Below are 21,029 nucleotides of genomic sequence, written 5' to 3'. Positions count from 1 at the left end.
CGTGAACGTGAACTGCGAAAGGGGGCGCCGTCGACGGATCCGGCTCGGGTCCGCGCGTCGATCGAAACGGGGGCGTGGCGGGTCAGACCCGCGCGGCGTGGCGCGCGGCCATGCGGTGCATCAACGGCGCCAGCGCCGCATGGGTCTCCCGATAGAACGCGAAGCCTTCGTCGTAGGCGGCGCGGGTGGCGGGGTCTGGATCGATGGTCTCGGCGATCGACACCATCGCGCCGGCTGCTTCGGCGAGACCGCCGTAGGCCCCCGCGCCGACCGCGGCGACGATCGCCGAGCCGAAGGCGGTCGCCTCGGTCACCTTCGGCACCGCGATCGGTATCCCGGTGGTGTCGGCATGCATCTGCAGCAGGAACCGACTGCGTGCCGCGCCGCCGCACGCGGTCATGTCGGTCACCGGGATGCCGGCGCCGACGAGCTCGGCGAGGATGTTGCGCGTGCCGTAGGCGATCGCCTCGACCAGCGCCCGCAGCACGTGGGCCGGGGTGTGGCGCAGCGTGAGACCCCAGATCGCGCCCTGGAGGTCGTAGTCGGTATAGGGGTTGCGGTTGCCCTGCCAGAAGTCGAGCGCCACCAGACCGTCGGCACCGATCTCGATCTCGGCCGCCGCTCGCATCATCTCGCCGTGGGCGTCGCCGTCTCGGCCCGCGGAGGCGAAGTGGTCGTGCCACCATTTGACGATCGACAGCGAGGAGACCTGGCCGCCCTCGTAGACGAAGAGCCCCGGCACGACGCAGTCGGGATGCGGACCGAAGAGCCCGGCGATCTCGCGCGGCGTGTCGGTCTGGCAGAGGACGAGATGCGACGAGCCGGTGATCAGGGCGGTCTTGCCGGGACGGCAGACGTCGAGCCCCGCCATCGCCACGTAGGCGTCGGTGCCGCCGCACACCACGCGGGTCGCAGCCGTCAGGCCGGTCTCCGCCTGCGCCTCGTGCCCGAGCGGGCCGACCGGCGCGCCGAGCGGCAGGACGTCGGCGGGAAAGCGTTCCTCGATCCCGGCGAGGCCGATCCGGGCGAAGAAGTCCCGGGGCCAGCCGCCGGCGCGGCCGTCGAAGAACCAGCGGTTGGTCGCCTGGTTGTGGCCGAGGGTCAGACGCCCCGAGAGACGGAGCGTCAGGTAGTCGGCCATCTCGACGAACCAGCGGGTGCGTTCGAACTCGGCCGGCCGGCGTTCGGCGAGCCAGAGGATGCGCGGCAGCATCCATTCCGAACTGACGCCGGCCCGGCAGCGCGCGAGCGCGGCGTCGCCGGTCGCCGTCATCCGCCGGGCCTGCGCCGAGGCGCGGTTGTCCATCCACAGGATGGCCGGCCCGATCGGCTGCAGTGCGGCGTCGAGCGCGACGAGCGTGCTGGAGGTGCCGTCGGCGGAGATCGCCGTGACGTCGGCGGCCGAGACGCCCGCCGCGGCGATCGCCCCGCGGATCGCGGCGACGGCGGCGATCCACCAGTCCTCCGGCGACTGTTCCGCCCAGCCCGGCCGCGGGTAGTGCGTGGGGTAGGGCGAGGTCGCCTGACCCAGCACGCGGCCGGCGAGATCGGTGACGAGGGCGCGGGCGCCGCCGGTGCCGCAGTCGAGACCGATCACGCAAGGGGTGGAGCGGGTCATCGCGCGCCCCTCCGTTCGCCGACCCGCGACCGCCGCGCCATCCACACCGCCAGCGCGACGCCGCCGATCAGCAGGCAGCCCTTGACGATGTCGCGCAGGTAGTCCGGCCAGCCGAGCAGGGCGCCGCCGCTGACCAGCGCCGCCAGCAGCAGCGTCGAGCAGGCGGTGCCGATGACGTTGGGCTGGCCGAGCCGGATCATCATGCCGCCGACCATGACCGCGGTCAGGCCGTCGATGAAGTAGGAGGCGCCGATCATCGGCTGACCCGAGGAGAGATTGGCGACCAGCAGCACGCCGGCGGCCGCGGCGGTGACGCCGGAGACGACGTAGAGCAGGGCGATCAGCCGACGGGTCGGCACGCCCGCCTCGATCACCGCCTCCTCGTTGCGGGCGATCGCGTAGATGTAGCGGCCGAAGGTCAGGTGCTCCTGGGCGTACCAGGCGGCGAGGTAGAGGACGGCGACGCCGATCGCGATCAGCGGCACCGGGCCGAGGTTGACGGCGAGGAGGTCGCCGAGCGGCCCGGCGCTCTCGATGCGGATCGGCGAGCCGCGGCCGATGGCGGCGGCGGCCGAGCCGCAGGCGCCGCCGGTGGCGATGGTGACGATCAGCGGCTGGAGGCGGAGGGTGCCGACCAAGAAGCCGTTGAGGAGGCCGACGGCACCGCCGACCGCGAGGGCCGTGACGGTGGCGATCGGCCAGCCCCAGCCGCCGGCGACCAGCGCCGCGGCGACCATGTCGGCGAGAGCGGCGACCTGCATGAAGCCGACGTCGATCTTGCCCGCCGCCGCGACGCCGGTGAGGCCGAGGATCATGATCCCGGTCAGGCTGGCGGAGCGCAGGATGGTGGCGATGTTCGAGGCGTCGACCATGTGCGGACGCAGGGTCGCGAAGCCGGCGACGGCGATCATCAGGGCGAAGAGCAGCCACCACCGGCCGAGGATCCGCGCGATGTTGGACAAGGGCATGACGGGGGCCTGTGCGAAGGAGACGTTGCTCATGGGCGGACCTCGCCGGTCTCGGGGTTCTTGGGGGCAAGGGCGCGCAGCGTGTCGGCGAAGCCGCGGCGGAAGCGTTCGTCGAACACCACCACGCCGGCGAGCAGGATCAGGCTGACCACGCCGTCGCCGTACCAGTAGGGCACGCGCAGCAGCGAGAACCCGTCGAGGAGGACGGTGATGACCAGCGTGCCGAGCAGGCTCGCCGGCACCGAGGCGCCGCCGAGCAGGGCCGCGCCGAGATAGACCCCGGCATAGGCCGGCATCAGCAGGGTCAGGCCGTGGTTGGTGCTGGCATTGCCGGATTCGGCGATCAGCAGGACGACCGCCAGCACCGCGCCGGCACCCGACAGCGCGAAGGCGGCGACGATGCAGGCCCGCGTGCGGATGCCGGAGAAGAAGGCGGCGACCGGGTTCTCGCCGGTGGCATGGAAGGCGACGCCGGCGCGCGAGCGGTGCAGCAGCAGCGCCGCGAGCCCGTAGATCGCCAGCAGCATGTAGACCGACAGGCTCAGCTGGAAGATGCGCACGTCGTTGAAGTCGAGGATTCCCGACGTCATGAAGTTCTGGAAGATCGTCTGGCCGCCCGTGTAGAGGAAGGCCATGCCGGCGGCGATCGAACCGCTGCCGATGGTGACGACGATGTCCGGCAGATCGAAATGGGCGATCGCCCAGCCGTTGGCCGCACCGATCGCCACCCCGATCGCCAGGCCGACGGCGATCGCCAGCCAGAGCGAGAAGCCGGCGGCGATGAGCCAGCCGATCGTCACCGCCGAGAAGCAGGCGATTCCCGGGAACGACAGGTCGAAGCGGCGCACCACGACGACGAACGTCAGGCCGAGGGCGGCGAGGCCGTTCGCCGCCATGTGGCGGGTGACGGCGGCGAAATTGCCGCGCGAGGCATAGCGCGGTTCGACGGCGGTGAAGATCGCCACGATCGCCGCGACGAGGAGGAGGACGCCGAGGGCGCGAAGGGCGGTCGGCGGCAGGAGCGAGCGGATGGACTTCATTGCAGCCTCCCCATGATCCCGGCGTTCAGGAGTTCGTTGCGGGTGATGGTGGAACTGGCGGCGGCGACCTGGCGGCCCTTGTAGAGGGCGAAGCTGCGGTCGGAGAGGCCGTGGACCTCGTCGCAGTCCGTCGACATGACGACGACGGCGGCGCGCTCGGCCAGTTCGCGGATGAGCGCGTAGAGCCGCGACCGCGCGCCGATGTCGACGCCGATGGTCGGCTCGACGAAGATGTAGACCGCGGCCTCGGTGAAGAGGCCCTTGGCGACGACGATCTTCTGCTGGTTGCCGCCGGAGAAGCCGGAGACCGGCAGATCGAGGTCGGGTGGCGTCAGGGCGACGATCTCGGCGAGTTCGCGGGCGCGCCGTCGGTTGGCTCCGCCGGTGAGCAGGCCGAGCCGGCCGGAGGCGCGGTCGAGGGCGGCGAGCTTGATGTTGAAGATCGAGTTGCGGGTCAGCGTCAGGCCTTCCGAGCGTCGGTCGCCCGGAACCAGGAAGATGCCGGCGGCGAGCGCCTCGCGCGGATTGCGCGGCGCCACTTCGCGCCCTTCGACGCGGATCGCGCCGGCATGGTCGGGCTCGACGCCGAACATCGACTTCGACAGCTCGTCGAGACCGGAACCGACGAGACCGAAGATGCCGAGGATCTCGCCGTGGCGGACCTCGAAGTCGACCGGCTCGAAGACGCCGTCGAGACGCAGCCCGCTGACCTCGAAGGCCGGGCCGCCGGTCGCGACCTCGCCGCGCTTCGGCGGATAGACGTCCTCGAGCGGTTCGCCGAGCATCAGTTCGGCGATCGACAGGCTGCGCTCGCGCACCTCGGAGGCGTCCATCGTGACGATCCGGCGGCCGCCGCGGAAGACGGTGAAGCGGTCGGCGAGTTCCACCACCTCCTCGAGGCGATGGGTGATGTAGATGATCGCGATGCCGGAGGCCTTGAGCGCCGCCATCATGCGGAAGAGCACGCTCTTCTCGACCTCGGTCAGCGTCGAGGTCGGCTCGTCGAGGATCATCACGCGGATGTCGCTGTGCGAGAGCGCCTGGAGGACCGCGACGATCTCGCGCTCGACCGCCGAGAGCGATCCGACCGGTCGCGACAGGTCGATGTCGACGGGAAAGCGAGCGAGCAGGGCGTCGCCGCGCCGTCGCAGCGCGGCATGGTCGATCCGTCGGAAGAGACCGGGCCGCCCGCCCTCGCGACCGAGGAAGATGTTCTGGTACCCGTCGAGATCGGGGATCAGCTCGGGGTGCTGCTGCACCGTCGCGATGCCGTGGTCGATGGCGTCGCGCGGCGTCTGGAACGACACGGGCGCGCCGTCGATCTCGATGTCGCCCGAGGTCTTGGAGTAGACGCCCGACAGGATCTTGATGAAGGTCGACTTGCCGGCGCCGTTGACGCCGAGCAGCGCGTGGATCTCGCCGCGTTCCAGCGCGAAGTCCACGTCGGTCAGCGCGTGGACCGAGCCGAAGTGCTTGGTCAGTCCCTGCGTCCTGAGAACGATGTCGGCCATGGGGCCTCCCGACGTTCGGTGGAGGAGAAGGAGGGAGGCGCCGATCGCGCCTCCCGACGGCGCGAGGGGCTCAGACGGCCCGGACCCATCCGAGCTTGTCGCCGTGACCGGGCACGTCGTAGTCGTCCGGAATGCCCTTCGCGAGCATCGGCTTGGTCACCGCGTAGGTCGGCGTGATCACGGTGCGCGGGGTCGGACGCCCGGCCTTGTGCTCGTGCGCGTAGAGGACGCAGAGATAGGCCATCTCGTAGAAGGTCTGGGCCATCGACAGCTTCAGCTGCGATCCGGCCTGGATGTAGTTGAAGGCCTGAGAGCCGCCGTCGATGCCGGTCAGGATCAGGTTCGGCCGGTCGGCGGCGCGGGCCGCCAGCGTGCCCTCCACCGCCGCGCCGTCCCAGGCGCACCACACCGCATCGAGGTCGGGGTTGGCGGTCAGGATGTTGTCCATCGCCTGGCGCGGCGTGACGTTGCCGGCGAGCGCGAAGGCCCATTCGGCGGCGACCTTGATGTCGGGATAGGCCTTGAGCGCCCATTCCATGCCGAGTGTGCGCTGGTCCCAGCTCTCGTTCTGCGGCAGCATCACGCGGGCGATCTTGCCCTTGCCCTTCAGCTGCTTGGCGATGAAGTCGGCGGTGTGGAAGCCCATGCCGAAGTTGTTCGACATGGCGGTTGTCTTGACCGCGACGCCGGGCACCATGCTGTCGGCGGCGAAGACCGGGATGCCGGCGGCGATGGCACGCTGGACGGCGGGCGCGATGGCGACCGCGTCGGCCGGGGTGATGAAGAGCGCGTCCGGCTTGGAGGCGACGAGACTGTCGATCTGCTCGGACTGCTTCTTGGCGTCGAAGCCGGCGTCGGTCATCGACAGCGCACCGCCCAGTTCCTTCACGGCCGCCCTGAAGCCTTCCTGGAGATGGCGACCGGAGTCGTAGGAGGTCCAGCCGAGCGCCGCGGCGAAGCGGTATTCGGCTGCCGCGGCCGGGCGGATGCCGAGATAGCGCGTCGCGGCGAGCGTCGCGGCGGCGCCGAGCAGCAGGCGGCGGGTCGGTCCGCCGGCGGCGCCGGTCGAGGTCTGCGGGGCGTCGTCGTGGATGGGATCGCTGGTGAGTTCCGTCATGGTGTTTCCTCTCCGATCGTCTTTTCTCGGTTCTTCCCCGCCGGCCTCTTTGCGGACCGGCGCGTCACGTCTCGTGGGCCGCGAAGGGCCGGATGCGACCGTGACCGTCACATCCCGGAGGGCAGCGGGCGGGACGCGGCGCGGACCGGACCGACGAGGTCCGACCAGCGCGCGAAGGCCTCGCGATAGGCTTGGGAGCGGCCGGGGTCCGGCGCGATCACGTCGACGATGCGCGGCATCGTCAGCGCGGCCCGCGGGTCGGCACCGGTGGCACAGATGAGGCCGAGGCGGGCGGCGCCGAAGGCGGCCCCCAGTTCGCTCGCCTCCGGCACCGCGATCTCGGTGCCGAGACAGTCGGCGAGCATCGCCAGCCAGACTTTCGAACGCGAACCGCCGCCGATGCCGAGCAGGCGGTCGAAGGTCGCGCCGTTGGCCCGGAAGCCCGCGGCGGCTTCGGCGAGCGCGAAGGCGACGCCCTGCAGCACGGCCTGCGTCATCGCCGCGTCGTCGGTGGTGTGATCGAGCCCGACGAAGGCGCCGCGCACGTCGACGTCGAAGGTCGGCGCCCAGCAGCCGTCGAGATAGGGCACGAAGAGCAGCGGTGTCGGCCCGCGCGGCGCGGTGCCGAGATCGGCGACGAGATCACCGACCGGGCGCTTGGTCAGGCGCGACAGCCAGGTGAGGCAGGCGGTCGCCGACAGGATCACCGCCATCTGGTGCCAGACGCCGGGAACCGAATGGCACAGGCTCTCGATCGCGTGGTGGAGGCTCGGCCGCGGCGCGTCGGTGGCGACGAAGAGCACGCCGGACGTCCCCAGCGAGACCGTGCCGACACCGGGTTTGATGATACCGCTGCCGCAGGCGCCGCAGGCGTTGTCGCCGCCGCCGCCGGCGACGACCGGTGCGCGGTCCATGCCCCAGCGGGCGGCGAGTTCGGGACGCAGCCGTCCGCTCGCCTCGACGCCTTCGACGAGGCGCGGCATGTGCTCGCGGCCGAGATCGGTGGCGCCGAGCAGCCGGTCCGACCAGTCGCGGCGCGCCACGTCGACCCAATAGGTGCCGGAGGCGTCGGCGAGGTCGGAAGCCTTCTCGCCGGTCAGCTTCAGCCGGACGTAGTCCTTGGGCAGCAGCACCGTGCGGATCCGCTCGAAGACCTCCGGCTCGTTGCGGCGGATCCAGGCGAGCTTCGGTGCGGTGACCCCCGGGGTCGGTCGCCGATGGGCGATCGCGGTCAGATCCGGATCGTGGGCCTCCAGATCGCGGCATTCGCGATCGGCGCGGGTGTCGTTCCACAGGATGGCGGGCCGGAGCGGTCGGTCGGCGCCGTCGAGGACGGTGGCGCCGTACATCTGGCCGGACAGGCCGATGCCTTCGACCGCGGCGAGTGCGCCGGCATGGCGGTCGCGCAGGCCGTCGACGGCTTCGCACACGGCGTCCCACCACAGGTCGGGGTCCTGTTCCGACCAGCCACGCTTCGGCCGGTCGACCGAAAGCGGACGAGAAGACGATTCGTCGACGAGCGACTGCGCCTCGTCGATCAGGAGCGCCTTCACTCCCGAGGTGCCCATGTCGATGCCCAGGTACATTGCTTCCTCCCAGAAGCTGTTCGGCCGTCGCGTGGCGGTTTTCCGCCTTGATCTTCGGATCGGCCGTGCGGTTGTCTTCCCTTCGCGTCGTCTCCTTCGCTTCGCCTGTCGGTCGGTTCGATCGTCTCACGCCGCGCGGCGCGAGCCACCGAAGTAGTCGTCCACCGCGGCGATCGCCGCCGGGTCGAGATGAAGGCCGAGTTTGCTGCGTCGCCACAGCACGTCCTCGGCGGTGGCGGCCCATTCCTCGGCGCGCATGTGGTCGAGCTCGCGTTCGCTGAGGCCGTGGCCGAAATGGCGGCCGAGGTCGGCGAAGGTGCCGCCGCCGAAGATCGTCTCGGCCCGCGTACCGTAGTAGCGTACCAGCCGCGTCGCCTCGCGTCGGCCGAGGCCGGGGCAGGCGTCGGCGAGCGCGGCGACGAGGGCGGGGAAGTCGGCCGGGGCGAAGTCGCCGCCGGGCAGGGCGACGCGTCCGGTCCAGCCCGCCGTCGCGCCGATGCGCTCGCGCAGTCCGTCCTCGAAGCACGGGGCGATGCGGTCGACCGCCTCTTCCGCCAGGCGTCGGTAGGTGGTGATCTTGCCGCCGAAGATCGACAGCATCGGCGCGCCGCCGTCGCGATCGAGCTCCAGCACGTAGTCGCGGGTGGCGGCCTGAGCGGCGGAGGCGCCGTCGTCGTAGAGCGGCCGGACGCCGGAATAGCTCCACGCCACGTCGGCCGGGGTGAGCGGACGCCGGAAATAGGCACCGACCGCCGCGCAGAGATAGGAGACCTCTTCCTTCGAGGCGCGCACCCGGGCGGGATCGCCGTCGAAGTCGCGGTCGGTGGTGCCGATCAGCGTGAAGTCGTCCTCGTAGGGGATGGTGAAGACGATCCGCCCGTCGGGGTTCTGGAAGATGAAGCAGCGATCGTGCTCGTAGAGCCGGCGCACCACCACGTGCGAGCCCTGGACCATGCGCACGCGCCCCTTCGGCGGCCGGCCGGCGAGGCGGGCGGCGACCGATCCGGCCCACGGACCGGCGGCGTTGATCAGGACGCGGGCGCGGATCTCGCGCGAGACGCCGGTCGTCTGGTCGACGGTCTCCACCGACCACAGACCGTCGCGAACGGCGATCGCGCGCGCCTCGGTGCGCGGCGCGATCTCGGCGCCGCCGGCGCGGGCGGCCTGGGCGTTGAGCACGACGAGGCGATTGTCCTCGACCCAGCAGTCCGAATATTCCCAGCCGCGCGTGAACTCGGGGCGCAGTCCCTGCGCCAGCAGGCCCTTGTCGAGATCGACGGTCGTCGTGCCCGGCAGGGCGGCGCGGCCGCCGAGGTGGTCGTAGAGGAAGAGTCCGGTCCGGAGCATCCAGCGCGGCCGCATGCCGGCGACGTGGGGCAGGACGAAGCGCATCGGGCGGACGATGTGCGGCGCGATCGACCACAGCACCTCGCGCTCGGCGAGCGCCTCGCGCACCAGGCGGAACTCGTAGTGCTCGAGATAGCGCAGGCCGCCGTGCAGCAGCTTGGTCGAGGCCGACGACGTCGCGCCCCCGAGATCGCCCTTGTCGCAGAGATACACGGAGAGCCCGCGCCCGATGGCGTCGCGGGCGATGCCGCAGCCGTTGATGCCGCCGCCGACGACGGCGAGGTCGAAGATCTCAGCCATGACGCATCTCTCCGGCGAGCGTGGTCCGCGGACCCGTACCGTCCGCCGCGCGGGCGGCGAGCAGGCGTTCGGCGACTTCGACGAAGCCGGCGCCGCCGTGGCCCTCGGCGACCCAGGCCGGCAGTTCGACGCTGCCGTCGGCGAAGTCGCGGATGTTGGCGACGCCGCAGGACAGCGGGAAGAAGCCGAACATCGGCCCGTCGTTCGGACTGTCGCCGACGAAGACGAAGCGGTCCTTCTCGGCGTCGAGATCGCAGTCGAAGACGTCGGCGGCGAAGCGGCGGGTCATCGACAGCTTGTCGTAGTCGCCGAACCAGCCGTTGACGTGGATCGACGACAGTTTGGCGACCGCGCCCGCCTCGGCGAAGATCGCGAGGACCCGGTCGACCTCCGCCTTGGGCAGCGGCGCGACGTCCTCGCAGACGTCGATGGCGAGATCGGCCTCGCGGTAGAGCTGGTCGGAGGCGATGCCCGTGCCCGGAACCTCGGCGAGGATGCGCTCGCGCAGCGCGTCGAGACGCCGGCGGTTGGTCCGCCGCTCCTCGTCGGTGGCGAAGAAGCGCTGGATCATCTTCCGCTGGCCGCGGTCGTAGCTGAAGTAGAAGGCCCCGTTCTCGCCGACCACGCCGGCGACCGGCCAGAAGCGGGCGATCATGTCGCACCAGCCGGCGGGGCGCCCGGTGATCGGCACCACGGCGAGCCCGGCGGCCTCGAGGCGCTCGAGCGCGGCGTAGGCGTCGGCCGGAAGCCGCCCGTCCGACGTCAGCGTGTCGTCGATGTCGGTGAAGACGGCACGGACGCCGTTGAGCGCGGAGAGCGGAAGGTCGGCGAGAGGGCGCATCAGCACTGCTCCGCGATGAAGTCTTCGAGAATGCCCATGCCGGCGGCAAGGTCGAGGAAGGAGAAGCGGTCGCGGATCTCCGGCGAATGGCGCAGCGCGTCGTGATAGAGCGCCCGGTCGATGCCGAGTTCCGCGGCGGTGGTCGCTCCGCCGGCCGCCGCCAGATGGGCGACGAGCCGATCGGCCGGGATCGTCATGGCGAGCAACTCGTGCCGCAGGTCGGGCCATTGCCGCTCCAGCTCGGCGTTGAACCGGTCGCAGGCGGCCCCGTCCATCGCCTTGGCGCGGGCGGCGGCGAGGATGGCGTCGACGGCGCTCGCGGGATAGCGGCGGCGGATGCCGTCCTCGTCGACCGAAACCGGTCGCACCTTCGGCGCCGTCGTCTCGGCGAGGATCCGCTCCTGAAGCCGTGCCATGGTGATCGACGTGACGCCGACCTGCTGGCCGTGCACCGTGCCCGGGTGGCGCTCGCCGGCGAAACTGTCGATCCAGTGCGAGATCTGGTGCTCGCCCATCGAGCCGGGATGGCTCATGCCGGTGAGCGTCAGGCCGAAGCCGCACAGCGCCATCAGCCGATGGAGATAGCCGATCGCCGTCGGGTCGCGCCGGCCGACCGCGGCCGAACGGGCGAAGAGTTCGACCTCGTCCTCGCGCTGCAGCGCGAAGGGCGCGACGCGATAGGCGGTGCCGAGCAGACGGTGGCTGAAGTACCAGTCGACCTGCGCCGTCGAGCGGCAGATGCTGTCGCCGAACCCGGCGGCGACGAGATAGGCGGGGGCGGCGGCGTTGACGCCGAGGTCGAAGAACACGCCGCGCGCGCCGTGCGCCTTCATCGTCGTCTTGGTGCCCGACCGCAGGGTGATCGACGCCGTGGTCGAGGTGTAGCCGTTCATCGACGGCGCCGTGCCGAAGACCGAATAGCGGCGCCCGTCGCCGGCGGTCGTGTACTTGCAGAGATCGTTGATCGTTCCCGATCCGACGGCGACCAGCGCCTCGGCGCCGCGGGTGCGGTCGCGCAGCCGCTCGACCTCGCCCTCGTCGGCATGCGGGTGGTCGAGGACGATCAGATCGGCACGCGCGCCGAGCGCCGCGGCGACGGCGCGTCCCTGCGCCTCGTGGGTCGCCTCGTCGCAGACGACGGCATAGCGCTCGGCCGGCATGACGGAGGCGACCAGTGCCGCCTCGGAGCCGGAAAGATCGTCGGCGATCAGCACACGATCGAAGGGAACGTGCGCCGGGCGACCGGTGTCGGGATCGATCCAGGTGCCGGCGACGACGTCGTCGACGAGACGACTCCAACGGTCGCCGGCCGCGGATGCGGCGGACGGACGAATGTTCATGCTCGGGGTTCCTCCCGGTACGTCGTTGTTGCTGGCATAATTCAGCCATGCCTGGAACTTGTCAATGGCGTTTTTCAGGTTGTACTGGAAACTGCCATTCAATCGGTTCGCATCAGCGACATACCCACTGGCACGCCGCCGCGACACGGGTTAAGGAGGGAAGGGCGTGGAGGCCCCAGAATGTCGAAGAAGAACGCCACGGACCCGCGAGGTCTCGAAGAGGCGATGACGCCGGCGCAGTTCGCGCTCGATCCGGTTCTGACGGCGGCCTGGCTCTATTACGAGGAGGGGCTGAAGCAGGACGAGATCGCCGCGCGCTTCGGCATTTCGCGTGCCTCGGTGTTCAACCTGCTGCAGCGCGCGCGCGACGAGGGCATGGTCACCGTCTCGGTCGACCTCGCGCGCATGGACCTCGTCCGTCTCGGCACGGAGATTCGCGCCGCCACCGGCATCGACGAATGCTACGTCGTCCCCGACCTGCGCGACGGCCGCCCCGTGGTGGAGCGCGTGGCGCGGCTCGGCGCTCGGCTGCTCGAACAGCGCCTCGCCGCCGACAGCATCCTCGGCGTCGCCTGGGGGCGCACGGTGATGGCGCTGTCGAAGGTGATGGCGCAGCTCAACCTGCCGAGCACGACGATCGCCCAGGTGACCGGCAGCTCGATCGCCACCTACGACTTCTCGCCGGAACTCTGCACCTCGAACATCGCCCTCAAGCTCGGTGGCCGCTGCGTCAATCTCCATGCCCCCGGCATCGTCTCGACGCCGCGGATGAAGGCGCTGCTGATGGAGGAGCCGATCATCGCCCAGCACTTCCGCCTGTTGCGGTCGTGCTCGATGACGCTCTTCGGCGTCACCGATCTCGTCGGCGAGACGCTGTTGAAGCACAGCGGTTTCATGACGGCGCAGAGCCTGCAGGAATACGGCGCGCTCGGCGCCGTCGGCTTCGTGTCGGGCTATTTCTTCGACATCGAGGGGCGGGCGGTGCGCACCGAGCTCGACGATCGCCATGTCGTCATGCCGGTCGAGGACTTCCTCTCCGTGCCGACCCGCATCTGCGTCGGCGGCGGCCTGTCGAAGCTCGACGCGATTCGCGGCATGTTGCGCGGCGGCTATGCCAACGTGCTGGTGACCGACGAGGAGACCGCTCGGGCGGTTCTCTCCGGCTGACGGGGCGGTCTTTCGGCCGGTCTCAGGTGTCCGGCTCGGTCGTGCCGCGATTGGCGACCAGTTCCATCGCCGCCATGTCGCGCACGACGAGGATGCCGCGGTTCTCCTCGATCAGGCCGGACTTCTTCATGATCGAGAAGTTGCGGCTGACCGTCTCGATGGTGAGGCCGAGGTGGTCCGCGATCTCGCCGCGGGTCAGACGCAGCACGCAACTGCCGTCGGTCTCCTCGACCGCGTCGAGGAGATAGGTCGCGACCTTCTCCGCCGCCGTCATGCGGCCGAGAAGCACGGCGAGACCGCGCATCCGCGCGGTGTCGTCGAGCAGCACGCGCACGACGCGCTCACGCCGGTCGGGATCGGCCATCAGGACGCTCTGTTCGCGCTCGACGGCGACCACCGACTCCGCCGCGACGGCGTCGTGGTCCTGGGCGTCGCGGGCGCAGAGGCCGATCAGGCGTCCGGGACCGGCGAGATCGAGGATCTGGCGCCGCCCGTCGGGCAGCGATCGCGACAGAATCACCGAGCCGGCGACGATCTCGAAGGTGCGACCCGCGGCATCGCCCTCGCCGAAGAGCATTTCGCCCTTGGCCAGGCGCCGCCGGTGTCCGTCGTCGCGACGGCGCGGCGCGGCGCGGCCGGTCACGACCGGCGCGCGGGTCTCTGCCGGCGGGGCAGGGGGCACGCCCGGGCGGGCGCGGAGCGTCGTCTTGATCTCTTCGATCTCGGCCGCGACCTGCTGCCAGTAGCGTGCGGTCTCGATGTCGCCGCCGTCCGAGGCGCGCTTGGCGATGCCCAGCGCATAGGACGTGGCGCCGGCGCCGTCCTGATCGATCAGCCAACGCGCGTCGGCCCGCCAGGTGGGGCTCTCCGGCGTCTCTTCCCGTTCGAAGGCATAGACCGCGCTGACGAGCAGATCCGTGACCAGGAGGGGGCGGTTCATGATGATCCTCGAACGAAACCAGCGGCTTTGCTGTGCGGGGCGCGACGTCCGGGCGGCCGAGGAGGCACGCCGCGCGATGTCCGGTTGTCATGATACTATAGTAGCACGGGTCTGCAGCGCCATGCGCGCTTCTACGGCTGTCGCTGCGGCAAGGCGCCCGTCCCGCCCGCGCGATTGACAGCGTCGCGACGGCCGGTGTGGACTGCCCGTCCGCCCCTCCCTCCGGAGCCGCCTCGATCCTCGGGGCCGGGGGCATTCGAGGCCGAAGACCCCATGAAGATCGCCCTTCTCGACGACTACCTCGCGGCCGCCCCGCGCGCCGCCGACTGGAATCGGCTCGGCGCCGCCGCCACGGTGACCGCCTTCGAACGCCCCTTCGCCTCGACGGCGGATCTGGTCGCGGCCCTCGCCGACGTCGACGTCGTCGTCGCCATGCGCGAACGCACGACGCTCGGCGCCGACGTGCTGGCGCGACTGCCGGCCCTGCGCCTCCTCGTCACCACCGGCATGCGCAACGCCGCGATCGACATGGCCGCGGCGCGCCGGCTCGGCATCGACGTCTGCGGCACCGACATGCTGCCGACGCCGACCGCCGAACTCGCCTGGGGCCTGATCATCGCGCTCGCCCGCCGCATCGGCGAGCAGGACGCGGCGCTGCGCCGTGGTGTGTGGCAGACGGCGCTCGGCACGGTGCTCGCCGGCAAGCGGCTCGGCGTGGTCGGTCTCGGCAAGCTCGGCGCCCAGATGGCGCGGATCGGCCTGGCCTTCGGCATGGAGGTCGTCGCCTGGAGCGCCAACCTGACCGACGAGAAGGCCGCCGCCGCCGGTGTCCGTCGGGTCGAGAAGGGCGAGCTCTTCGCCACCGCCGACGTCGTCAGCGTCCATCTGGTCCTGTCCGATCGCACCCGCGGCATCGTCGATGCCGCCGCGATCGCCGCGATGAAGAAGACCGCCTTCCTGGTCAACACTTCGCGCGCCGGCCTCGTCGACATGGAAGCGCTCGGCGCCGCGCTCGAAGCCGGCGCCATCGCCGGAGCCGGCCTCGACGTCTTCGACGTCGAGCCGCTCGCCGCCGCCGATCCGATCCTGCGCTGGCCGCGAACGGTGCTGACGCCGCACCTCGGCTACGTCACCGAGGAGAGCTGGCGTATCGCCTACGGTCAGGCCCTGGAGGCGATCGAGGCCTGGGCGAAGGGCGCACCCGTCCGTCTGCTCAATCCGGCCTGAACGGCTGAAAACGCCCCCCGAAACGCGTTCGGCTGCCCCCGCGAGGGGACAGCCGAGGCGATGGTCGGACGTGCCGACGTGGGATGATCGAGGGTCAGCCGATCAGCCGCATCATGGTCAGGGCGAAGGTCACCATGCAGGCGCCGCCGAGACGGGTGGCGATCGAGCAGAAGGGCAGGAGCGTCAGCCGGTTGGCGGAGGTCAGGATGGCGACGTCGCCGGTGCCGCCCTGGGCCGCCGAGCACGAGCAGACGACGGCGGCGTCGATCGGGTGCATCTTCAGCCGCTTGGCGACGAGGAAGCCGGTGGTGATCAGCACCATGACGGTCGAGACGATCACCACGATGTTGAGGAAGGTGAAGGCGCCGACCAGCTTCTCCCACGGCGTGATCGACACGCCGACCGAGAACAGCAGCGGATAGGTGACCGAGGTGGCGAAGAACTTCTGCACCACCTTGCCGCCTTCCTGCAGCTTCGGCGAGATCGCGTTGATCGCCTTGAGACCGAAGGCGAGGAACAGCATGGCGAGCGGCGCCGGGAAGTCCCAGGTGCGCTGGGCGAGGACGCCGACCAGATAGAAGGCGACCGCGGTGACGCCGGCGGCGCCGATGGTGGCCGGATCGACGATGCTCTCGGTGGTCTTGGTCGTGGCGCCGAGATCGTCGCCGTCGTCGGTCAGGCGGCCGTTTCCGGTCAGGTGGGGGTTGCGGTTGCCGTACCAGTTGAGCACGCCGCCCAGGATGATGCAGGTGAAGGAGCCCATCATCACCATCGGCATGATCTCGGCGAGAATGGTGCCCTGGTCGCCGTGGGTGAGCAGCGCATAGCCGATCGAGATCGGGATCACGCCTTCGCCGACGCCGCCGCCCATCATCGGGACGATGATGTAGAAGAACGTGTGATGGGTGCCGAGGCCGAGCAGCGTGCCGAGCGCGGTGCCGAAGGCGGCCGCCACGATGACGCCCGACAGCAGCGGCACGAAGATCTTCATCGCACCGCGGATCAGCGCCTGACGATCCATGCCGAGCACCGAGCCGACGATGATGCAGGCGATGTAGAGATAGAGGAAGTTCGACGTCTTGTAGAATTCCTTGGTCGAGGCGATCACCGGTTCCGGGATCATGTGCGCATAGACCAGATAGGACGGCAGGAAGGTCGCCAGCACTGCCGAGGCGCCGAGGTTCTTCAGGATCGGCAGACGCTTGCCGATCTCGCCGCAGGTGAAGCCGCCGACCGCCAGGATGGCGATCGAGACGAGAATGTCGGACGACAGCTTGCCGGCGGTCGCGGCACCGTGGCCCGGCGCGCCGTTGGTGTGGAGCATCACGCCGATGATGCCGATCAGCAGCGCGTAGATCGGCAGCGGCACGATGCCGATGCGGGTGTCGAGGAGTTTCCACCACAGACCCGGCCAGAGGTTGCGGGTCTCGATCGTGGGTGCGGAATATTCGGCTTGTACGGACATTGTTCCCCCTGCGGTCTTGTTCCGGCGCCGGCGGTCGGTCCGCGGCGCGCGAAAGCCACTCGGTGGGCCGCCGCCGTTTCGTCGCGTGATGCGAGCCGGCGGAGGTCCCGAGGTCGGCATCTCTTCCGCAACCGCCGTGCCAGAGCCGGTCGCGAGTGCCATCGCCTTGAAATGATTGGGATCACCGTCGCGCCCGCCGTCGCGGTCGGGTGCGAAAGACCGGAAATTCCGGAAAAAACCGCCTATACATGTCCGGAAATCCGGAAACATGTCGTTCGACTGAGAAAACCGACCGCTTCCAAGACGAATTTTCGTCTTTCATCCGTATCCGTACGACGGGAGCTTGGATCGTCTCGCCCGATACGATAGGCTCCGCCGCCTCGTTCCCGGCGATCGCTCGGGCGACGTGGCCAGCGGGAGATGCGACGTGTCCGAAATGCGGGTGATACTGATCGAGGACGACGCCGACGTGCGCCTGGGCTGCGTCCAGGCGCTGATGCTCGAGGGCATTCCCACCCTCGGCGTCGATTCCGTGGAGAAGGCGCGGCGCTCGCTCGGGCCGGGCTTCTCCGGCGTGATCGTCTGCGACATCCGGCTTCCCGGACAGGACGGTCTCTCCTTCATGCGCGAGATGGCGATCGCCGAGCCCGATCTGCCTGTGATCCTGGTGACCGGCCACGCCGACGTCGCCACCGCCGTCCAGGCGATGCGTGACGGCGCCTACGACTTCATCGAGAAGCCCTTCACCTCGCAGCACCTGGTCGAGGTCGTCTGCCGCGCGCTGGAGAAGACGGCGCTCGCCGCCGAGGTGAAGAACCTCAAGAAGCGGCTGTCGGCGCTCGGCAGTCTGGAAAACCGGATCATCGGCCGCAGTCAGGCGATCCAGCGGCTGCGCCAGACGATTTCCGAGATCGCCCCGACGGCGGCCGACGTGCTGATCCTCGGCGAGACCGGCACCGGCAAGGAACTGATCGCCCGCTGCATCCACGACGCCTCGGGCCGGCGCGGCCCCTTCGTCGCGCTGAACTGCGGCGGTCTGCCGGAAACGCTGTTCGAGAGCGAGATCTTCGGCCACGAGGCCGGCGCCTTCTCCGGCGCCATCAAGAAGCGCATCGGCAAGGTCGAGCACGCCACCCACGGCACGCTCTTCCTCGACGAGATCGAGTCGATGCCGATCGCCATGCAGATCAAGTTCCTGCGCGTGCTGCAGGAGCGCGTGGTCGAGCGGCTCGGCTCGAACCAGCAGATCCCGGTCGACTTCCGCGTCATCGCCGCCACCAAGTCGGACCTTTCCGCCGAGAGCGAGGCCGGGCGCTTCCGCGGCGATCTCTACTTCCGCCTCGCCGTGGTCGAGCTCGAACTGCCGCCGCTGCGCGCCCGCCGCGAGGACGTGCCGCTGCTCTTCGAGCACTTCGTCGAGCAGGCGGGCCTGCGGCTCGGGCGCGAGCCGGCCGAGGTCAAGGACGCGATCATGCAGGACCTGATGGCGCGGCCCTGGCCGGGCAACGTGCGCGAGCTGCGCAACGTCGCCGAACGCCACGTCCTCGGCATTCGCGGCAACGACGGCGCCGACGGCCGCGCGCTGCCGCTGTCGCAGGCGGTCGAGGCCTTCGAGAAGTCGCTGATCGCCGAGGAGCTGCGCCGCCAGAACGGCAACGCGCTGCGCGCCGCCAAGCAACTGGCGATCCCCAAGTCGACGCTCTTCGACAAGATCCGCAAGTTCGGCCTCGACGGCGACGCGTGATCGGGGGCCGAGCGACGGGTGGGACGGCATCGCCGCCCGCCCGCCGTTCTCGGGGCCTCAGGCGGCGATGGCTTCCTGGGCGATGGTGTTGCGCAGGCGGCCGATGCCCTCGATCTCGACCTCGATCTCGTCGCCGTCCTTCATGAACAGCGGCGGATTGCGCTTCTTGCCGACGCCGCCGGGCGAACCGGTGATGATGACGTCGCCGGGCTCGAGCGGCGAGAAGGTCGAGATGTAGGCGATCAGATCCGGGATCCGGTGGATCATGTTGCCGGTGTTGTCGTCCTGGACCTGACGGCCGTTCAGCCAGGTGCCGATCTTTAACGCGTGCGGATCGGGGATCTCGTCGGCGGTGACGAGCCAGGGGCCGAAGGCGCCGGTCTCGCGCCAGTTCTTGCCGGCGGTGAACCAGGTGTGCTGCCAGTCGCGCACCGAGCCGTCCATGTAGCAGCTGTAGCCGGCGACATGGGCATAGGCCTCTTCGGCCGGGATGCGGAAGCCGGCCTTGCCGATGACGACGGCGAGCTCGCCCTCGTAGTCGAACTCACGGGTCATCGCCGGCTTCAGCACCGGGCAGCCGTGGCCGGTCTGCGAATAGGGGAAGCGGACGAAGAGCGTCGGCGCCGGGTTGGTCTCGGCGAACTCGGCGCGCTTCTCGGCGTAGTTCATGCCGACGCAGAAGATCTTCTCCGGCCGTTCGATCGGCGGCAGGAAGACCACCTCCTCGGCGTGGTAGTCGATCTGGGCATGGAGGAAGGCCGCGACGCGGGCGATGCCGTCACCGGCGAGCATCGCGCGGACGTCCGGATAGGTGGTGCCGAGGCGACGGCCGAGATCGACGATGCCGCGCGGCACGACGAGGCCCCAGCTCTTGCGATCGGCGACGAGGAAACTGACGATCTTCATGTCCCACGGACTCCCGGCTTGCGAGCGCGGTCCGCGCTCGATCTGTCGGGGGTCTCATCGCATCGAGCGTGCCAACCGGCGGAACCGGCCGAAAGCGGGGCGTTTCAAGGCTTCGGTGCGCTCGGTGCCGTGTCGGCGGTCTCGGTTTCCGGAAAAGCCGGGGCCGCGGCTTCCGGATTTCCGGTCGCCTCTTCGCTCTCCGCGGGCAGCGTCAGGGTGAAGACGGCGCCGCCCCCCTCGCCGTCGGCGGCGGTCAGCGCGCCGCCGTAGATGCGGGCGATGTCGGCGGAGATGGCGAGGCCGAGGCCGAGCCCGCCGCCGCTCTTGTTCTTGGTCGAGAAGAACGGCTCGAAGATCCGGGTCAGGATGTCGGGCGGGAAGCCCGGCCCGTTGTCCGACACCGTCAGGATCGCCTTCCCGTCCGCCTCGTGCCAGGCGATGACGGTGGTGGCGTCCTCGGTCGAGCGGGTGGCGTCGAAGGCGTTGGAGATCAGGTTCACCAGGATCTGCTCGATCCGCACCGCGTTGGCATTGACCAGCACCGGCGTCGGCGAGGGGCGGGTCTCGATCTTCATCGGCTCGCGGTCGTGGCGGTGACCGAGCAGGGCGAGGGCGTTCTCGACCGAGCGCCCGAGATCGACCGTCTCGCGCTCCGCCCCGGTGCGGCGGGCGAAGGAGCGCAGGCGGCTGGTCAGAATGCCCATGCGGTCGACCAGCCGGACGATGCGGTCGAGATTGCCGCGCACCGTCGCCTCGTCGCCGAGATCGAGGAAGCGGGCGGCGTTCTGCGACAGGGTGGCGAGCGCTGCCAGCGGCTGGTTGAGTTCGTGGGCGATGCCGGCGGAGAGCTGGCCGATCACCGCGAGGTTCTCGGTGCGGATCAGCTCCTGATGCATGGATTCGAGCTGACGGTTCGCCTGGATGCGTTCCTCGACCTCGGTCTTCAGCGTCTCGTTGGCCTGTTTCAGCTCGGACGAGCGCTCCTCCACCATGTCCTCGAGGATCTCGAAGGAGCGCTCGAGTTCGGCGCGCGCCGCGTCGCGTTCGATCAGGTGACCGCGGAACACCTCGACCGCCGCCGCCATGCGGCCGATCTCGTTGCGCCCGTGCATGCCCTCGAGCGACACCGCCCGGTCGCCCTCGGCGAGCCGCAGCATGGTGGCGGTGATGCGGTCGATCGGCCGCGACACCGAGCGGATGACGAGAACGACGAAGACGCCGAGGAGGAGGAGGGCGCAGGCGAAGATCGTCAGGCTGACCCGGATGGCGCGGTCGAAGGTCGCCACCGCTTCCGCCGAAGCCTTCTCGGCGTTGGCGCCGATATGGGCGATGACGCCGTTGACCGCGTCGTTGACCGCGTCGAAGACGAAGCGCGAGCGATCGTTGACCAGCCGCGACGCTTCCGCCGCCGAGAGCGTCGGCAGCCCGACGGCGATGGCCCGTTCCTCGGCGAGATAGTCGGCCCAGCGCTGGCGCACCGTGGCGAAACGCGCCCGCTCGTCGTCGTCGCGCAGGAAGCCGTCGTAGGCGGAAAGCGACCGGTCGATCTCGCCGCGGCGATCCTCCGCCGCCGCCAGGATCGCCGCCCGCTCGGCCGTATCGGGTGTGAAGACGGCGCGCACGAAGCGCAGCCGGTGGCTCTCCATCTTGTACTTGGTCTCGGCGAGGAGACGAACCGACGGCAGCCAGCGCGCGTTGAGCTCGGCGGCGGCGCGATCGACCCGCGTCAGCGCGAAGAAGAAGAAGGCGCCCATGGTCATCAGCAGCAGCACGCTGACGGTCATCGTCAGAATGAGGCGAGCCCGAATAGAAATCGCCGAAAACAGCATGCTGAAGCCTTCCCGTCGCGTCGATATGACATGACAGCAAATACTACCATGCATGGGAGAAGGCAAGAAACCGCCATATCCGG

General features: G+C 70.1%; 16 protein-coding genes. 3 read left to right on the top strand and 13 right to left on the bottom strand.

Features of this window, described 5'->3' with window-relative positions:
• Positions 1 to 82: 82 nt before the first annotated feature.
• The 9 genes from ACT541_RS12325 to ACT541_RS12285 form a co-directional block, all read right to left on the bottom strand.
• The gene (locus tag ACT541_RS12325) at positions 83 to 1,618 is read right to left on the bottom strand and encodes an FGGY-family carbohydrate kinase (protein WP_476137254.1); all 1,536 of its coding nucleotides are present in this window, start codon (positions 1,616 to 1,618) and stop codon (positions 83 to 85) included.
• Positions 1,615 to 2,619 carry an ABC transporter permease gene (locus tag ACT541_RS12320; RefSeq protein WP_476137252.1) on the bottom strand — a complete coding sequence of 335 codons (1,005 nt, stop codon included), beginning with the start codon at positions 2,617 to 2,619 and terminating at the stop codon, positions 1,615 to 1,617. The genes ACT541_RS12325 and ACT541_RS12320 overlap by 4 nt, the downstream gene beginning before the upstream one ends.
• Positions 2,616 to 3,626 (bottom strand): ABC transporter permease, encoded by a 1,011-nt coding sequence (locus tag ACT541_RS12315; RefSeq protein ID WP_476137250.1) that lies wholly within the window; start codon positions 3,624 to 3,626, stop codon positions 2,616 to 2,618. Before ACT541_RS12315 ends, ACT541_RS12320 begins: the two co-directional genes overlap by 4 nt.
• Positions 3,623 to 5,137, bottom strand: a complete 1,515-nt coding sequence (locus ACT541_RS12310; RefSeq protein WP_476137248.1) for a sugar ABC transporter ATP-binding protein — start codon at positions 5,135 to 5,137, stop codon at positions 3,623 to 3,625. The genes ACT541_RS12315 and ACT541_RS12310 overlap by 4 nt, the downstream gene beginning before the upstream one ends.
• Positions 5,138 to 5,207: 70 nt before the next feature.
• The gene (locus ACT541_RS12305; RefSeq protein WP_476137246.1) at positions 5,208 to 6,254 is read right to left on the bottom strand and encodes a sugar ABC transporter substrate-binding protein; all 1,047 of its coding nucleotides are present in this window, start codon (positions 6,252 to 6,254) and stop codon (positions 5,208 to 5,210) included.
• A gap of 107 nt (positions 6,255 to 6,361) precedes the next feature.
• Positions 6,362 to 7,840, bottom strand: coding sequence for a xylulokinase (gene xylB, locus ACT541_RS12300; protein ID WP_476137244.1), 1,479 nt, complete (start codon positions 7,838 to 7,840; stop codon positions 6,362 to 6,364).
• Between the two features lie 126 nt (positions 7,841 to 7,966).
• Complete coding sequence (gene glpD, locus ACT541_RS12295; protein ID WP_476137242.1) at positions 7,967 to 9,487, bottom strand: glycerol-3-phosphate dehydrogenase; 1,521 nt, start codon at positions 9,485 to 9,487, stop codon at positions 7,967 to 7,969.
• On the bottom strand, positions 9,480 to 10,328 hold the full coding sequence (locus tag ACT541_RS12290; protein ID WP_476137241.1) for an HAD-IIB family hydrolase: 849 nt from the start codon (positions 10,326 to 10,328) through the stop codon (positions 9,480 to 9,482). Before ACT541_RS12290 ends, glpD begins: the two co-directional genes overlap by 8 nt.
• Positions 10,328 to 11,668 carry an iron-containing alcohol dehydrogenase gene (locus ACT541_RS12285; protein WP_476137240.1) on the bottom strand — a complete coding sequence of 447 codons (1,341 nt, stop codon included), beginning with the start codon at positions 11,666 to 11,668 and terminating at the stop codon, positions 10,328 to 10,330. Before ACT541_RS12285 ends, ACT541_RS12290 begins: the two co-directional genes overlap by 1 nt.
• Positions 11,669 to 11,848: 180 nt before the next feature.
• Here ACT541_RS12285 and ACT541_RS12280 point away from each other — a divergent pair, with 180 nt between their 5' ends.
• On the top strand, positions 11,849 to 12,835 hold the full coding sequence (locus tag ACT541_RS12280) for a sugar-binding transcriptional regulator (RefSeq protein ID WP_476137239.1): 987 nt from the start codon (positions 11,849 to 11,851) through the stop codon (positions 12,833 to 12,835).
• A 22-nt stretch (positions 12,836 to 12,857) separates the two neighbouring features.
• Here the strand turns inward: ACT541_RS12280 and ACT541_RS12275 are convergent, their stop codons facing one another.
• Positions 12,858 to 13,775, bottom strand: a complete 918-nt coding sequence (locus tag ACT541_RS12275; RefSeq protein ID WP_476137238.1) for a Crp/Fnr family transcriptional regulator — start codon at positions 13,773 to 13,775, stop codon at positions 12,858 to 12,860.
• A 273-nt stretch (positions 13,776 to 14,048) separates the two neighbouring features.
• Here ACT541_RS12275 and ACT541_RS12270 point away from each other — a divergent pair, with 273 nt between their 5' ends.
• Positions 14,049 to 15,002, top strand: coding sequence for a D-2-hydroxyacid dehydrogenase family protein (locus tag ACT541_RS12270; RefSeq protein WP_476137237.1), 954 nt, complete (start codon positions 14,049 to 14,051; stop codon positions 15,000 to 15,002).
• A 94-nt stretch (positions 15,003 to 15,096) separates the two neighbouring features.
• On the opposite strand, the gene ACT541_RS12265 is transcribed toward ACT541_RS12270, so the two are convergent.
• Entirely contained in the window at positions 15,097 to 16,467 is a 1,371-nt protein-coding gene (locus ACT541_RS12265; RefSeq protein WP_476137236.1) for a 2-hydroxycarboxylate transporter family protein, read from the bottom strand.
• A gap of 436 nt (positions 16,468 to 16,903) precedes the next feature.
• On the opposite strand from ACT541_RS12265, the gene ACT541_RS12260 reads away from it, so the two are divergent.
• Positions 16,904 to 18,211 (top strand): sigma-54-dependent transcriptional regulator, encoded by a 1,308-nt coding sequence (locus ACT541_RS12260; protein ID WP_476137525.1) that lies wholly within the window; start codon positions 16,904 to 16,906, stop codon positions 18,209 to 18,211.
• Between the two features lie 57 nt (positions 18,212 to 18,268).
• Here ACT541_RS12260 and ACT541_RS12255 read toward each other — a convergent pair whose 3' ends face one another.
• Together ACT541_RS12255 and ACT541_RS12250 are read right to left on the bottom strand one after the other, a co-directional pair.
• Complete coding sequence (locus ACT541_RS12255; RefSeq protein WP_476137235.1) at positions 18,269 to 19,117, bottom strand: fumarylacetoacetate hydrolase family protein; 849 nt, start codon at positions 19,115 to 19,117, stop codon at positions 18,269 to 18,271.
• A gap of 104 nt (positions 19,118 to 19,221) precedes the next feature.
• On the bottom strand, positions 19,222 to 20,946 hold the full coding sequence (locus ACT541_RS12250; protein ID WP_476137234.1) for an ATP-binding protein: 1,725 nt from the start codon (positions 20,944 to 20,946) through the stop codon (positions 19,222 to 19,224).
• Positions 20,947 to 21,029: the final 83 nt, after the last annotated feature.

Source organism: Pinisolibacter sp. DMC100 (assembly GCF_056313705.1).
The sequence above is the reverse complement of the archived record's forward strand: the minus strand, read 5'-3'. Positions and strand labels throughout refer to the sequence as shown.

Coding starts and splice junctions, on each gene's coding strand:
- xylB (WP_476137244.1), bottom strand. CDS start 7,840: ATGTACCTGGGCATCGACATGGGCACCTCGGGAGTGAAGGCGCTCCTG.
- glpD (WP_476137242.1), bottom strand. CDS start 9,487: ATGGCTGAGATCTTCGACCTCGCCGTCGTCGGCGGCGGCATCAACGGC.
- ACT541_RS12275 (WP_476137238.1), bottom strand. CDS start 13,775: ATGAACCGCCCCCTCCTGGTCACGGATCTGCTCGTCAGCGCGGTCTAT.
- ACT541_RS12255 (WP_476137235.1), bottom strand. CDS start 19,117: ATGAAGATCGTCAGTTTCCTCGTCGCCGATCGCAAGAGCTGGGGCCTC.
- ACT541_RS12305 (WP_476137246.1), bottom strand. CDS start 6,254: ATGACGGAACTCACCAGCGATCCCATCCACGACGACGCCCCGCAGACC.
- ACT541_RS12315 (WP_476137250.1), bottom strand. CDS start 3,626: ATGAAGTCCATCCGCTCGCTCCTGCCGCCGACCGCCCTTCGCGCCCTC.
- ACT541_RS12320 (WP_476137252.1), bottom strand. CDS start 2,619: ATGAGCAACGTCTCCTTCGCACAGGCCCCCGTCATGCCCTTGTCCAAC.
- ACT541_RS12260 (WP_476137525.1), top strand. CDS start 16,904: ATGCGGGTGATACTGATCGAGGACGACGCCGACGTGCGCCTGGGCTGC.
- ACT541_RS12280 (WP_476137239.1), top strand. CDS start 11,849: ATGTCGAAGAAGAACGCCACGGACCCGCGAGGTCTCGAAGAGGCGATG.
- ACT541_RS12250 (WP_476137234.1), bottom strand. CDS start 20,946: ATGCTGTTTTCGGCGATTTCTATTCGGGCTCGCCTCATTCTGACGATG.
- ACT541_RS12325 (WP_476137254.1), bottom strand. CDS start 1,618: ATGACCCGCTCCACCCCTTGCGTGATCGGTCTCGACTGCGGCACCGGC.
- ACT541_RS12285 (WP_476137240.1), bottom strand. CDS start 11,668: ATGAACATTCGTCCGTCCGCCGCATCCGCGGCCGGCGACCGTTGGAGT.
- ACT541_RS12310 (WP_476137248.1), bottom strand. CDS start 5,137: ATGGCCGACATCGTTCTCAGGACGCAGGGACTGACCAAGCACTTCGGC.
- ACT541_RS12265 (WP_476137236.1), bottom strand. CDS start 16,467: ATGTCCGTACAAGCCGAATATTCCGCACCCACGATCGAGACCCGCAAC.
- ACT541_RS12270 (WP_476137237.1), top strand. CDS start 14,049: ATGAAGATCGCCCTTCTCGACGACTACCTCGCGGCCGCCCCGCGCGCC.
- ACT541_RS12290 (WP_476137241.1), bottom strand. CDS start 10,328: ATGCGCCCTCTCGCCGACCTTCCGCTCTCCGCGCTCAACGGCGTCCGT.